9 protein-coding genes are annotated in these 13,233 nt (G+C 61.5%); 5 read left to right on the forward strand and 4 right to left on the reverse strand.

All coding sequences use genetic code 11. The features are described 5' to 3' along the window. Positions 1-196: 196 nt before the first annotated feature. The 3 genes from IE061_RS03495 (at position 197) to IE061_RS03505 (ending at position 3,073) form a co-directional block, all read left to right on the forward strand. The gene (locus IE061_RS03495; RefSeq protein ID WP_193460998.1) at positions 197-1,000 is read left to right on the forward strand and encodes a Crp/Fnr family transcriptional regulator; all 804 of its coding nucleotides are present in this window, start codon (positions 197-199) and stop codon (positions 998-1,000) included. A gap of 287 nt (positions 1,001-1,287) precedes the next feature. After that, positions 1,288-2,268, forward strand: coding sequence for an ectoine hydroxylase (gene thpD, locus IE061_RS03500; RefSeq protein WP_189463893.1), 981 nt, complete (start codon positions 1,288-1,290; stop codon positions 2,266-2,268). Positions 2,269-2,407: 139 nt separating this feature from the next. Next, positions 2,408-3,073 carry a fumarylacetoacetate hydrolase family protein gene (locus IE061_RS03505; protein WP_039182787.1) on the forward strand — a complete coding sequence of 222 codons (666 nt, stop codon included), beginning with the start codon at positions 2,408-2,410 and terminating at the stop codon, positions 3,071-3,073. 124 nt (positions 3,074-3,197) lie between these two features. Here IE061_RS03505 and speA read toward each other — a convergent pair whose 3' ends face one another. Continuing rightward, positions 3,198-5,108 (reverse strand): biosynthetic arginine decarboxylase, encoded by a 1,911-nt coding sequence (gene speA, locus IE061_RS03510; protein ID WP_373294942.1) that lies wholly within the window; start codon positions 5,106-5,108, stop codon positions 3,198-3,200. A gap of 8 nt (positions 5,109-5,116) precedes the next feature. Beyond that, positions 5,117-6,073, reverse strand: coding sequence for a homoserine kinase (locus IE061_RS03515; RefSeq protein WP_039182791.1), 957 nt, complete (start codon positions 6,071-6,073; stop codon positions 5,117-5,119). Between the two features lie 173 nt (positions 6,074-6,246). Here IE061_RS03515 and polA point away from each other — a divergent pair, with 173 nt between their 5' ends. Continuing rightward, entirely contained in the window at positions 6,247-9,012 is a 2,766-nt protein-coding gene (gene polA, locus IE061_RS03520) for a DNA polymerase I (protein WP_193461000.1), read from the forward strand. Positions 9,013-9,112: 100 nt separating this feature from the next. Here polA and IE061_RS03525 read toward each other — a convergent pair whose 3' ends face one another. After that, positions 9,113-10,138 carry a Fe(3+) ABC transporter substrate-binding protein gene (locus IE061_RS03525; RefSeq protein ID WP_039182799.1) on the reverse strand — a complete coding sequence of 342 codons (1,026 nt, stop codon included), beginning with the start codon at positions 10,136-10,138 and terminating at the stop codon, positions 9,113-9,115. Between the two features lie 215 nt (positions 10,139-10,353). On the opposite strand from IE061_RS03525, the gene IE061_RS03530 reads away from it, so the two are divergent. Then, positions 10,354-11,451 (forward strand): ABC transporter ATP-binding protein, encoded by a 1,098-nt coding sequence (locus IE061_RS03530; RefSeq protein ID WP_039182802.1) that lies wholly within the window; start codon positions 10,354-10,356, stop codon positions 11,449-11,451. 25 nt (positions 11,452-11,476) lie between these two features. Here the strand turns inward: IE061_RS03530 and IE061_RS03535 are convergent, their stop codons facing one another. Beyond that, complete coding sequence (locus tag IE061_RS03535) at positions 11,477-13,177, reverse strand: ABC transporter permease (protein WP_039182805.1); 1,701 nt, start codon at positions 13,175-13,177, stop codon at positions 11,477-11,479. Positions 13,178-13,233 lie beyond the last annotated feature (56 nt).

Consider the following 13,233-nt stretch of genomic DNA (forward strand, 5'->3'; position numbering starts at 1 on the left):
GGGTTTGCGTGTTTTTCTTAACAAATGTTAATCATGATGGGTTTCCTGGCGTTTGATAGCGCAAACTATGAAAGTTTCTTGTTTGTATGTTTATAGTTGTCTATATTTTTGTCGCGTTATCTTCCTTTTAGTGTATAGAAATTATAAACAATTCCGGGTGAGTATAGCATTTGTCTAACTACAAAGGAGTGTAGAGATGAATAAGTTTACTGCAGAAGAGTATAATCTAGTGGAAGATAGAAGTCGCAATGGTTTGCCGGGCCCCCTGGGGGCCGAGGGTGGTTGTATAAGTATTGGTGAAGTGTTGGGGCTGTACGGTGAGCTGGGGGCAGAGTCACTGGAGGCCTTGGCCAACCTTCGACAAAAACCTGTCGAGCTGAAGAGAAACCAGAAAGTCTTTTCGCTATGTGAGGGGCGTGCCGATATCTTCGTGGTGAAAGAGGGCTGGGCAAGTCTATCCCATGCCACTTCTACACGTGGGCAAGATATTTGTAACGTCTTCATGCCGGGCGATGTTATAGGAATGCGAGAAAGCTTTTTTGAAAGTCACGATATCGTGATTCTCTCGCTGACACATTGCAAGTTGGAAAAAGTATCGGTAGATGATTTGCATGCGTTGTTTAAAACCAACGACGAAATTCGCAAGGCCATTACCTCGTATGTCATGGTCAACGACAATATTACCATCGAGCGTTTGCGAAGTTGTACGCATCATCGGTCAGAAGAGCGAGTGGCGCACTTCTTGTTGGAAGTCTATGCGCGATTCAATTTCAAAGGCCTGCTGAACAGCAACGTATTCTCCTTTCCGGTGACCCAGGACATCGTAGGAGAGCTTCTGGGCATGACCAGCGTGCACGTCAGCCGCTGCATGACCGCGTTGGAGCAGAAGAAGCTGATCCGCAAGACGCGTAGCAGCATCAAGCTGCTGCAGCCGGAAGAGATGGCGCGTAATACGGGCTTCGACCGGGATTTCATCTACGGCCATATATGCCTGGGTTAGCGCACGTCCCTCGCCCGCCACCCGCGCCGCTTCCTTCGAGCGGCGCTTTTTTTGGGCCGATGTTTATCAAACATTGAAATTCACCCGTAGTCCGCTGTGCGCAGGGTGGTTGCTGCGGTGGGCCTCAACGGGGTGTCCATGAGCATGCAAAAAATGTCATAACGCACGTTATGAGCGGGGTTCCCAAGGGTTGCAAGCCGTCATGCGTGGGCTAGGCTTCTCCCTGCACTGTGTTTCTGAATGAGACACGTTTTAACTGAAATTTAATCATACAAGGAGTGGATTAGATGACAGTCGGCAATACACCTCTCAAAAACCTGACGGCCCACAAGCAGTACAGCGACATGGCAGATACCCCTTCTGCCAGCAATACGCGAGTGGACCTCTATCCTACTCGGCTGGCCACCGCGCCGGCATCATTGACCCAGGCACGCCGTGACGACGTGGTCAAAGGGCGTGCGCTGCCGGGGCCGCTTACCCAGGCGCAGCTGGATGAGTTCGAGCGCAAGGGCTATCTGTTTATTCCAGACCTGATCCATGGCGACGAGCTGGATGCGCTTCGCGATGAAATCGAGTCGTTGATGAGCAACGATGCTTACCGCGAGCGGGAGTTCAGCATCACCGAGCCGGAAAGCCAGGAGATTCGTTCGCTGTTCGCCGTGCACCATCTCTCTTCCCGTTTGGGGGCGCTGGCCAACGACGAGCGGCTGGCAGGGGCGGCACGTCAGATCATCGGTGACGACCCTTACGTGCATCAGTCGCGCATCAACTACAAGCCCGGCTTTGCAGGCAAGGGGTTCAACTGGCACTCGGATTTCGAGACCTGGCACGCCGAAGACGGTATGCCCAACATGCATGCGGTCAGTGCGTCGCTGATTCTCACCGATAACCACGAGTTCAACGGCCCGTTGATGCTGATTCCAGGGTCGCACAAAGCGTTCGTGCCCTGCCTTGGAGAAACACCCGAGGACAACCACAAGAGTTCGTTGAAAGCCCAGGAGGTCGGGGTGCCCAGCCAGGAGGCACTGCGTCATATGGTCGACCAGTACGGCATCGAAGCGCCGAAGGGGCGAGCAGGGGGCTTGCTGCTGTTCGATTGCAACACGCTGCACGCTTCCAATGCGAACCTGTCGCCTGACCCGCGCAGCAACGTCTTTTTCGTGTTCAATCGGCCGGACAACCGCTGCGGTGCGCCGTTTGCCGCCCCCAAACAGCGCCCAGCGTTTCTGGCCCATGGGCCTGACCAGCCTTGGCAGCCGGGCGTTTAAACGTTTACGTACTTTGGGTACATAAGCCAGGGTGCGAGAAAAGCAGCGGGAAGGTTGTGGAACAAGCGCAAGGGTGGGGTAGACTAGTGCGCCTGTCGTTGCGAATGCGGCACGCATAATGAGAAGGAGAATACCCGCCATGCGTTTTGTTCCACAGTTTACCGATGGCCAGGAGTTTCCCCACGCGCTGGGCAAAGTCGTGTGTGTAGGCCGCAACTACGCCGACCACGCGAAGGAACTGGACAACCCGGTTCCCAGTGAACCGCTGCTGTTCATCAAGCCGGCCACCAGCGTGGTGGATTTGACCAAGCCGCTGGACCCGCCGTTTTCACGCGGTGAAGTGCATTATGAAGTCGAGCTGGCGCTGCTGGTAGGGGAAACCCTGACCCACGCCACTCAGGATGAAGCGGAGCGTGCCATTGCCGGGATCGGCCTGGCGATGGATTTGACGCTGCGCGATGTGCAAACCACGTTGAAAGAGAAAGGCCATCCTTGGGAAATCGCCAAGGCCTTTGATGGGGCTTGCCCGCTGTCCCCGTTCCTGCCGTTGAGCCGCGTGCCCAACTGGAACGCGCTGAGCTTCACGCTGGAGATCGACGGCGAAGAGCGCCAGCACGGCGAAGGCTCGGACATGATCTTTGCGATCCCGACGCTGGTCGCGGAAATGAGCCGTCATTTCACCCTGGAGCCCGGCGATGTCATCCTGACCGGCACGCCTGCTGGCGTGGGTGAGCTGACTCGCGGCGCATCACTGCGCTTCACGCTCACCGGCGGGCTGGAGATCAACACCAGCGTGGTCGAATAAACGACCCCATCGGCTGAGCGTCAAAAGCCCCCGCTGCTCTGGGCAGCGGGGGCTTTTTTTATGCTGGAATGTCAGGCGAGAAGGGGGCTCCTGCCCCCTTACTCCTCCCCCTTACCCCAGAGCGTTACTCCAGATAAGTGTAGCCTTCCAGCCCTTCGGTCAGGCTGGCGGCAAAGTGCGCCTGCTCTTCGGCCGAGAAGCCGCTGGTCACCAGCTGTTCGGTCAGCTTCTGCTTCAGGACGCGGGCATCGAAATTGACGTAGGCCAGCACGTCCGCCACGGTGTCGCCTGCCTGCGGGTTGGAGAGTACCCACTCGCCGTCGGCGCCCAGTGCGGCATCCACCGAGTCGGTATCGCCGAACAGGTTGTGCAGATCGCCGAGAATCTCCTGGTAGGCACCCACCAGGAAAAAGCCCAGCCAGCGCTCGTCATCGTTGGCCCATTCCGGCAGCGGTAGCGTGCTCTCGACGCCCTGGCCGTCCACGTAGCTGTCAATGCGGCCGTCGGAGTCACAGGTGATGTCCTGAATCACCGCGCGGCGAGTGGGCGCCTTGTCCAGCCCGCTGAGTGGCAGTACCGGGAAAATCTGCTCGATCCCCCAGACATCCGGCACCGACTGGAACAGCGAGAAATTGACGAACAGCTTGTCGGCCAGTTTCTCGGCCAGCTCGTCCATGATTTCCCGGTGGGCACGGTTGCGGGTATCGAGCTTGCCCCGCAGGCGCGCGCAGGCAGCCATGTAGAGGCGTTCGCCTTCGGCGCGGGCGCTGATGCTGCTCAAGCCCAGTACGAAACGATCCTGAAGCTCGCTGACGGCTTGCAGCAGGTCGTGCCAGGCTTCGACCAGCACCCTGGGCTCCTGGTGTTCGGCCAGCTGGTCCAGCACGCGCCACAGCTCATCCACCTGGGGGTCGTCGGTAACGCTGCGCACCGGCGGGGTGTGGTCGATACGCTCTTCACCGATCACGTTGGTGATCAGCACCGCATGGTGAGCGGTCAACGAGCGGCCGGATTCACTGATCAGGTGTGGCTGTGGCAAGTCGGCTTCCTGGCACAGCTGAGCGAAGGCGCTGACCACGTTGCGCGCGTACTCCTGCATGGAGTAGTTGGCCGAGCAGTAGCTGCGCGAGCGGGTGCCTTCGTAGTCGATCCCCAGGCCGCCACCCACGTCCACGGTGTCGATGGGGGCGCCCAGCGCCATCAGGTTCTGGTAGAAGCGCGCACATTCGCGCAGGCCGCGCTGAATGTCGCGGATGTTGGCGATCTGGGAGCCCAGGTGGAAGTGCACCAGCTGCAGGCTGGCCAGGGCGTCCTGGGCGCGCAGGGTGTCCACCACTTCCAGGATCTGGCTGGCGGTGAGGCCAAACTTGGACTTTTCGCCACCGGTGTTCTGCCACTTGCCCTTGCCTACCGAGGCCAGCCGCGCGCGCAGGCCGATACGCGGCGTCACGTCCAGCTCCCGGGCTTCTTCCAGAATCAGGTCCAGCTCGGAGAGTTTTTCCACCACCAGATAGACGCGGTGGCCCAGCTTCTCGCCCAACAGCGCCAGGCGCACGTATTCGCGGTCTTTATAGCCGTTGCAGACGATCAGCGACGAACCGCCGTCGGAGAGCGCCAGGACGGCCAGCAGCTCGGGCTTGCTGCCCGCTTCGAGCCCTACGCGACCGTTGCCCCGCTCCGAGGTGGCCAGAATCTCTTCGACCACGCGGCGCTGCTGGTTGACCTTGATCGGGTACACCGCCGTGTAGCCGCCTTCATAGGCCACATCCTGCATGGCGGCGTCGAAGGCACCACACAGCTGCTCGACGCGGTCGTGAAGAATGTCGCTGAAGCGTACCAGCACCGGTAAGCGCAGGCCGGCCTGCTGCAGCTGGCGAACCAGCGCGCTGATCGGCAGGGCAGGGCCTTCGGCATCGCTGCCCAGGGGGCGCACCAGCGCCTGGCCGTGGTCATCGACATCGAAGTAACCGCTGCCCCACTGGTCCATGTTCCAGGTACGACGGGCGCGTACGGCGGGGCTGCTGGTTGCGGTCATGTCACTCATCAGGAAGCCTCCGGGATAGGGAGTGCCCCCAGCGCGATGCGTGCCTTGAGGATCACGCGGAAACGCTCGGGGTCGTGGGGGGTAAGGTCATGGGCAGGCGGGTCCACATATACCACCAGCAGGCGCGACAGCCAGTAGCGCAACGCCGTCAAGCGCAGCATGGTGGGCCACAGGGCCCGCTCGGTGTCGGTCAGTGGGCGACGTGCCTGGTAGGCGCTCAAAATCGCCTGATAGCGCTCGGCGTTCAGGCTGCCGTCCTCGTTGGAGGCCCAGTCGTTGATGACGATGGCCAGGTCGAACAGCAGGTCGCCGGTGCAGCCATTGTAGAAGTCGATGATGCCGCCCAACTGGTCGCCTTCATACAGGGTGTTGTCACGGAACAGGTCACCGTGCAGCGCCCCTTGGGGCAGCGCGCCATACTGGCTGAACGCGGTCTCGAAATCATCGACCTCGTTTTTCATCAGGGTCTGGTCGTCGGGGCTGATGTAGGTCAGCACCTTGTGATGCACGGCGCGCAGCCAGTGCAGATCGCGGGGGTTGGGACGATGCCCCGGAAAATGCTGCGAGACCTTGTGCATACGCCCCAGCGCGCTGCCCAGCGCCTGGCACTGGACCAGATTGGGGGCAGTGGGGTGCTTGCCGGGCAAGCGCGGGAACAGCAGGGCCGGTTTGCCCGCCAGACTGTGCAGCGCCACCCCTTCGCGGTCATGAATGGTGCCCGGTACGGGTAGGCCGTGTTCATCCAGGTAGTCCAGCAGCTCGACGAAGAACGGCAGCTCTTCGTGCTCGCCTTGTTCGAACAGCGTGAGCACCATCTCGCGGCGCTCGGTGGTCACGAAAAACGTCGAGTTTTCCGTGCCGCCTGCCACGCCCTGAAGGGACACCAGGCTGCCAACATCGAATTTTTCCAGAAACGCGGCGACCTGTGCGTCGCTCAGCGGAGTAAATACAGCCATGAGAATCTCGCCCAGGTTGCTAAGCCGGTCATTGTAGCGGCTTGGCGCGTCAGTTGGCAGCGCTGTGAACGGTGAAGGGGCGCTTTCGCAGTGCTTTTCTGCAGTCGCGCCGCCGAACGCGTATCATTGAAGAATAGACGCTCTTACTGTTCTGCTGACTATGGAATCTGGTTATGGCTCGTGCCCCTATCGTGCTAGTTGATGGCTCTTCGTATCTTTACCGTGCGTTCCACGCGCTGCCGCCGCTGACGAACTCCAACGGCCAGCCCACGGGCGCCGTGAAAGGCGTGCTGAACATGCTCAAGCGGCTGATCAAGGACTACCCCGATAGCCTCATGGCGGTGGTCTTCGATGCGCCGGGCAAGACGTTTCGCGACGACATGTACAGCGATTACAAGTCCCACCGCCCGCCGATGCCCGATGACCTGCGTAGCCAGATCGAGCCGCTACACGCCTGCGTGAAAGCGCTGGGGCTGCCGCTGCTGTGCATCGAAGGCGTCGAAGCCGACGATGTCATCGGCACGCTGGCGCATCATGCCACCCAGGCCGGGCGCGACGCCGTGATCTCCACTGGCGACAAGGACATGGCCCAGCTGGTGAACCGCCATATCACGCTGGTCAATACCATGAAGGAAGAGACCCTGGACGAGGCCGGTGTCGAGGAGAAATTTGGGCTGCCGCCTGCGCTGATCATCGACTTCCTTGCGCTGATGGGCGACAAGGTGGACAACATTCCTGGCGTGCCCGGCGTAGGAGAAAAAACCGCCATTGGCCTGCTGCAAGGCATGGGTGGCGGGCTGGAGACCATCTATGGCGACCTGGAACGGGTCACCACGCTGAGCTTTCGAGGAGCCAAGACACTCCCCAAAAAGCTGGAAGAGCACCGCGAACAGGCGTTTCTCTCCTATCGACTGGCCACCATCAAGGTCGACTGCGACCTGCCCGTAGGGCTGGACGACCTGGAGATCGCCCACCCGGATCGGGAAGCGCTGGTGGCGCTCTACAAGGAGATGGAGTTCAAGCAGTGGCTGGCGGAGCTGCTGGAGGGCAAGGACGAGGGCGTGGACGACGTCAGCGGCGGCCAGCCAGCCCCGCAGGCCGAGCAGGTGGCATCGGGCACGGCCCCTGGCCCACGCCACGACCACGTGATCACCGAGCAGGCCGAACTGGACACGTGGCTTGAGCGGCTGCGCAGCGCCGAGCGCTTCTGCTTCGATCTGGAAACCACCAGCCTCAACTACATGGATGCCGAGATCGTCGGGGTCGGCCTGGCGCTGGAACCCGGTGAAGCGGCCTATATCCCGCTGGCCCACGACTATCTGGATGCGCCTGCCCAGCTCGACCGCCGCAGCGTTCTCGAGGCGCTCAAGCCGCTGCTGGAAGATCCCGGCAAAACCAAGATCGGCCAGAACCTCAAGTACGATATTTCCGTATTGGCCAACGTGGATATTCACGTCATGGGGCCGTTTGCCGATACCATGCTGGCGTCCTACGTGCTCAACTCCACCGCGACCCGCCACGACATGGACTCGCTGGCCCTCAAGTACCTGGGGGAAAAGACCATCTCCTTCGAGGAGATTGCCGGGAAAGGCGCCAAGCAGCTCACCTTCAACCAGATAGCTCTGGAACAGGCCGCGCCCTACGCCTGCGAAGACGTGGACATTACCCTGCGCCTGCAGCAGACGCTGCGCCCGCAGGTCGAGCAGGAAGGCCGCCTGGCCGAGGTGCTCGATCATCTGGAGCTGCCGCTGATCAAGGTGCTGTCGCGGATCGAGCGTAACGGGGTGGCGCTGGATGCCGAGCGCCTGCACCAGCAGAGCCAGCAGCTGGAGCAGCGTATTCGCGAGCTTGAAAGTGAAGCCTTCGAGCTGGCGGGCCGCGAGTTCAACCTGGGGTCCCCCAAGCAGCTGGGCCAGATTCTGTTCGAAGAGCAGAAGATTCCGGTCATCAAGAAAACGCCCAAGGGCGCGCCTTCCACCGCCGAAGCCGTGCTGGAGGAGCTGGCGCTGGACTACCCCTTGCCCAAGGTGATCATGCAGCACCGTGGCCTGGCCAAGCTGAAGTCCACCTATACCGACAAGCTGCCGCGCCTGTTGAACAAGAAAACCGGCCGCGTGCACACCAGCTATCATCAGGCGGTGACCGCCACCGGGCGGCTCTCCTCGTCGGACCCGAACCTGCAGAACATCCCGATTCGTACCGAAGAGGGGCGCAAGATTCGCCAGGCCTTCGTGGCCCGCCCCGGGTATCGCATCGTGGCCGCGGACTACTCGCAGATCGAGCTGCGCATCATGGCCCACCTGTCGGAAGACAAGGGGCTGCTGGAAGCCTTCGAACAGGGCCGCGACATTCATACCGCCACCGCCGCCGAAGTGTTTGGCACCGCGCTGGACAAGGTCACCGCCGACCAGCGCCGCAGTGCCAAGGCGATCAACTTCGGTCTGATCTATGGCATGAGCGCCTGGGGGCTGTCGCGTCAGCTGCATCTCGAACGCCAGCAGGCACAGACCTACATCGACCGCTACTTCGACCGTTACCCCGGCGTTGCCCGCTACATGGATCGCATTCGCAGTCAGGCCGCCGAGAATGGCTTCGTCGAGACCGTCATGGGGCGGCGGCTCTACCTGCCCGAGATCCACTCGCAGAACCGCAACCGCCGTCAGGGGGCCGAGCGCACCGCAATCAATGCGCCCATGCAGGGCACGGCGGCAGACATCATCAAGCAGGCGATGATCGATGTGGATGCGTGGCTGGCGGAAGGGGCGTTCGATGCCCTGATGGTCATGCAGGTGCACGACGAACTGGTGTTCGAGGTGGCTGAAGCGCAGGTAGACGCGTTCATCGAGGAGGTCAGTGCACGGATGCAGTCGGCGGCCACACTGAGCGTACCGCTGATCGTGGAAGCCCAGAGCGGCGCCAACTGGGACGAAGCACACTAAAGTAAGAAGCGTACCAGGCGCCGTTCAAACCCTGGCTGACTGGCCATCCACAAAAAACCCCACCTTGCGGTGGGGTTTTGCATACTGCCTGGGCCAGCGCTTAGCGCCAGTTGACGCGGTCGAAAATGCGCACGGCTTCCGGGTTGTTGTTACCCAGCTCGCTGATGTTCACTTCGTCGCGCTGGAAGTCGCCCCAGGACTCCAGAACCGGGTTCTTCTTCACGCCATCGACCACCGGGAACTCGTAGTTACGCTCGGCCAGCACTTCCTGGGCCTGGTCGGAAGCCAGGAACTCGAGGAAGCGGATGCCGTTCTCGGCGTTCTGCGCGTTGGCGACTAGACCTGCACCACCCACGTTGATGTGCGTGCCGCGATCATCCTGGTTCGGGAAGATCACGCCCACTTTACGGGCGGCTTCGCGGTCGGAAGCTTCGCTGGAGTGCAGCAGACGAACATAGTAGTAGTGGTTGGCCACGCCCAGCTCGCATTCGCCGCTGGCCACGCCCAGAATCTGGTCGGTATCACCGCCTTCCGGGTTGCGCGCCAGGTTGTTGACCACGCCCTGTGCCCACTCTTGCGCTTCTTCCGCACCGTGGTGCTCGATCATCGAGGCCAGCAGAGACTGGTTGTAGATGTTGTTGGAAGAGCGGATACAGATCTTGCCTTCGAACTGTGGGTCGGCCAGGTCTTCATAAGTAGCGATCTGGCTCGGGTCGAAGTTCTCACGGTTGTAGAAAATCACCCGTGCGCGCTGGCTGAAGCCAAACCACATGCCTTCGGGATGACGCATGGACTCCGGCAGGCGCTCGTTCAGCACGTCGGAATCCACGGCCTGGAACAGGCCATCCTGCTCGGCACGCCACAGGTTGCCGGCATCCACGGTCAGCATGACGTCGGCAGGGCTGGCCACGCCTTCACGCTGCATACGCTCCATCAACTGATTGGCGTCGCCTTCCAGCACATTCACCTTGATACCCGTTTCTTCGGTGAACGCGTTGTACAGAATCTCGTCTGAGTCGTAGTGGCGAGCGGAGTAGATGTTGACCTCGTTGGCCAGTGTGCTGCTGGCAAATGCCGAGCCAGCCATGACGGCGGCGACAGAGACTGCAAGACGTGCCTTTTTCATAACATACACCCTAAATGTTTATGATAATAAGTTGCATTGGCAAACTGCGCCTATTGAAACGTCTTGTTCCATGGACGTCAAGCGAAATGCTAATGACACGCAACACTTTTTGTGCATGTACGTGCATCTGCCGCCAATAGAAAATAGAATGCAAATAACTTTCAACCGTGTTCGCAGTCAGGCATCTGCGCTGCGCACTAACCATGGGTGAACGAATGACGGCAACGGTGTCATTTTCAGAGGTGGCAGCACCGGCGGCGGCGCTGTCGCTGCGGGGTGTCGAGCACACGTTTGCAGCCAACAAGGTGGTCAAGGGCATCGACCTGGAGATCGGCCAGGGCGAAGTGGTGTGCCTGCTGGGCCCTTCCGGCTGCGGCAAGACCACCCTGCTGCGTATCGCGGCAGGCCTGGAGGTGGTGCAGGAAGGCGAGGTCAGCCTGGACGGGCAGGCCATCGCGGCTCCAGGCAAGCGCCATGTGCCGCCCGAAAAGCGCAACGTGGGCCTGGCGTTCCAGGATTCGGCGCTGTTTCCCCATCTGAGCGTGTTGGAAAACGTCACCTTTGGCCTGAAACAGCTGCCCTCCAGCCAGCGCCGCGCGCGTGCTTTGGAGCTGTTGGACCAGCTGGGCATGGCCGCCTATGCCGAGACTTACCCGCACATGCTGTCGGGAGGCCAGCAGCAACGTGTCGCGCTGGCCCGCGCGCTGGCGCCTACGCCGCGGCTGATGCTGCTGGACGAGCCCTTTTCCAGCCTGGATGCCCGGCTGCGGGATCGTATCCGAGACGACACGCTGCACGTGTTGAAGAAGCTGGGTTCAGCCACGCTGCTGGTGACCCACGACCCGGAAGAGGCGATGTTCATGGCGGACCGCATCGCACTGATGCGCGATGGCAAGATCGTCCAGACCGGCACGCCTCGCGAGCTTTACTGTGCGCCCATCGACCCCTTCGTGGTGACCTTCTTTGGCGAGGTCAACGAGCTGGCGGGAGTGGTGCAAGGCGGGCGAGTGCAGACCCCCGTGGGCGCGGTGGATGCCAGCTGGCTGCCGGAAGGCAGTGACGTGCAGGTGATGATTCGCCCCGAGGCGCTGCGCATTCAGGAGCGAGACCTGCCAGCCGAAGCCCACAGCCATAGCCACGTGGTCATGGCCAAGCTGCTGGGCCGCACCAGCCTGATCCACCTGTGTGCCCATGGCACCGATGGCCAGGAAGCGCACCTGCATGCCCGTGTACCTGGAGTGTTCCTGCCCCAGGAGGGCCAGCCCATCGACATCGATCTGGACCACTCCCAGGTCTTCATCTTCCCACGCTGAGGCGCGGGAAGACGTGTGTTTGAACTTACTCGGCCTGGCTGCCGGGGCGCGCTCGGCGCATGGCCAAGCTGAGGAGAATCACCGGTAGAATCCCCACCACCACGATGGTCAGCGAGGCCGTGGAGGCCTCCGCCAGCCGCTCGTCCGACGCCAGGTTATGGGCGCGAACCGCCAGCGTATCGAAGTTGAACGGCCGCAGGATGATGGTGGCCGGCAGCTCCTTCATGGCATCGACGAAGACCAGAATCCCCGCCGCCAACAGGCTACTGCGCATCAGGGGCGTATGAATGCGTCGCAGCGTGCCCCCTGCGGTTTGGCCCAGGGTGCGCGAGGCGGCATCCATGCTGGGGGTGACCTTGCCCAGGCTGGCTTCCACGGCATTGAACGACACCGCCAGAAAGCGCACCACGTAGGCGTAGATCAGAATGAAGGCCGTGCCGCTGAAGACCAGCCCGATAATCTTGCCGTAGTTGGCGTGCAGCCAGGAGTTGAGGGTGTGGTCCAGCCAGGCAAAGGGAATCAGAATGCCGACCGCCACCACGGAGCCCGGAATGGCGTAGCCCATGGCCGCAATGCGGGTGAACAGGCGTGCGCTAGGGGAGTTGTTGAGGCGTACGCCATAGCTCAGCAGCACCGCCAGCCCCACCGCAATCAGGGCCGCAATGGCCGACAGCGACAGGCTGTTCAGGGCGAAGCCGATGAAGCGCGTGCCGAACAGGCTGTCGCCAATCCGAATCGCCATGTTCAAGAGCAGGCCGCTGGGCAGCAGGAAGCCGATGGTGATGGGCAGCAGGCAGGCCAGAAACGCGCCGGTGGCCTGCCAGCCGCGCAGGCGGTACTCGGGCAGCTGCTGGTAACGGCTGGAGGTATGGAAGTAGCGCCGCTTGCCCCGTGACCAGCGCTCCAGCAGTACCAGCACGATCACGAAGGTCAGCAGGCAGGCCGCCAGCTGTGCGGCTGCCACCGGCTCGCCCAGTCCGAACCAGGTGCGGTAGATACCGGTGGTGAAGGTATCCACGCCAAAGAATTGCACCGCCCCGAACTCATTGAGGGTTTCCATCAGCACCAGCGACACGCCGCCCACCAGCGCAGGTCGCGCCAGGGGCAGGGCCACGGTGCCAAACAGGTGCCACGGCCCGCGCCCCAGCGTGCGTCCCACGTCCAGCACGCACACCGACTGCTCCAGAAACGAGGCCCTGGCCAGCAGGTAGACGTAGGGGTAGAGCACGAAGGTGATCAGCGTGATGGCGCCCCCCAACGAGCGAATGTTGGGAAAGTAGTAGTCGCCCACTCGCCAGTCGAACCACTCCCGCAGCATGCTCTGCAGTGGCCCCGCCACCTGCAGGAAGTCCGTGTAGGCATAGGCGATCACGTAGGTGGGAACGGCCAGCGGCAGCAGCAGCGCCCACTCGAAGATGCGCTTGCCGGGAAAGCGGCACATGACCACCAGCCAGGCGGTTCCCGTGCCAATCACCAAGGTACCGAGGCCTACCCACAGCACCAGCCAGAAGGTATTGCTGAGATAGCGGGGCAGGACGGTACTGGCCAGGTGCTGCCAGATGCCATCGGTGGGCAGCACTATATGGCCCAGAACCACCAGAATCGGCAGTGCCACGGTCAGCGCGATGAGAAACAGCGCAATAGACCAGGGGTTGAGCGACAGCGCAAAGCGTGAAGCGACCCCTGACAGCAGAGCCGATGATGAGCGGCGAGCGGGCGTGGACACGTCGTGATCTCCTTGGACGAGAGGCTGCGTGGCTCGTCAATGCGAAAAAATAGCGG

This window comes from Vreelandella hamiltonii (genome assembly GCF_014651795.1).
GTDB lineage: Bacteria > Pseudomonadota > Gammaproteobacteria > Pseudomonadales > Halomonadaceae > Vreelandella > Vreelandella hamiltonii.

What these genes read in the sequence shown, in the direction of transcription:
- IE061_RS03495 (WP_193460998.1), top strand. Translation starts at nt 197, where the DNA reads ATGAATAAGTTTACTGCAGAAGAGTATAATCTAGTGGAAGATAGAAGT.
- thpD (WP_189463893.1), top strand. Translation starts at nt 1,288, where the DNA reads ATGACAGTCGGCAATACACCTCTCAAAAACCTGACGGCCCACAAGCAG.
- IE061_RS03505 (WP_039182787.1), top strand. Translation starts at nt 2,408, where the DNA reads ATGCGTTTTGTTCCACAGTTTACCGATGGCCAGGAGTTTCCCCACGCG.
- speA (WP_373294942.1), bottom strand. Translation starts at nt 5,108, where the DNA reads ATGACCGCAACCAGCAGCCCCGCCGTACGCGCCCGTCGTACCTGGAAC.
- IE061_RS03515 (WP_039182791.1), bottom strand. Translation starts at nt 6,073, where the DNA reads ATGGCTGTATTTACTCCGCTGAGCGACGCACAGGTCGCCGCGTTTCTG.
- polA (WP_193461000.1), top strand. Translation starts at nt 6,247, where the DNA reads ATGGCTCGTGCCCCTATCGTGCTAGTTGATGGCTCTTCGTATCTTTAC.
- IE061_RS03525 (WP_039182799.1), bottom strand. Translation starts at nt 10,138, where the DNA reads ATGAAAAAGGCACGTCTTGCAGTCTCTGTCGCCGCCGTCATGGCTGGC.
- IE061_RS03530 (WP_039182802.1), top strand. Translation starts at nt 10,354, where the DNA reads ATGACGGCAACGGTGTCATTTTCAGAGGTGGCAGCACCGGCGGCGGCG.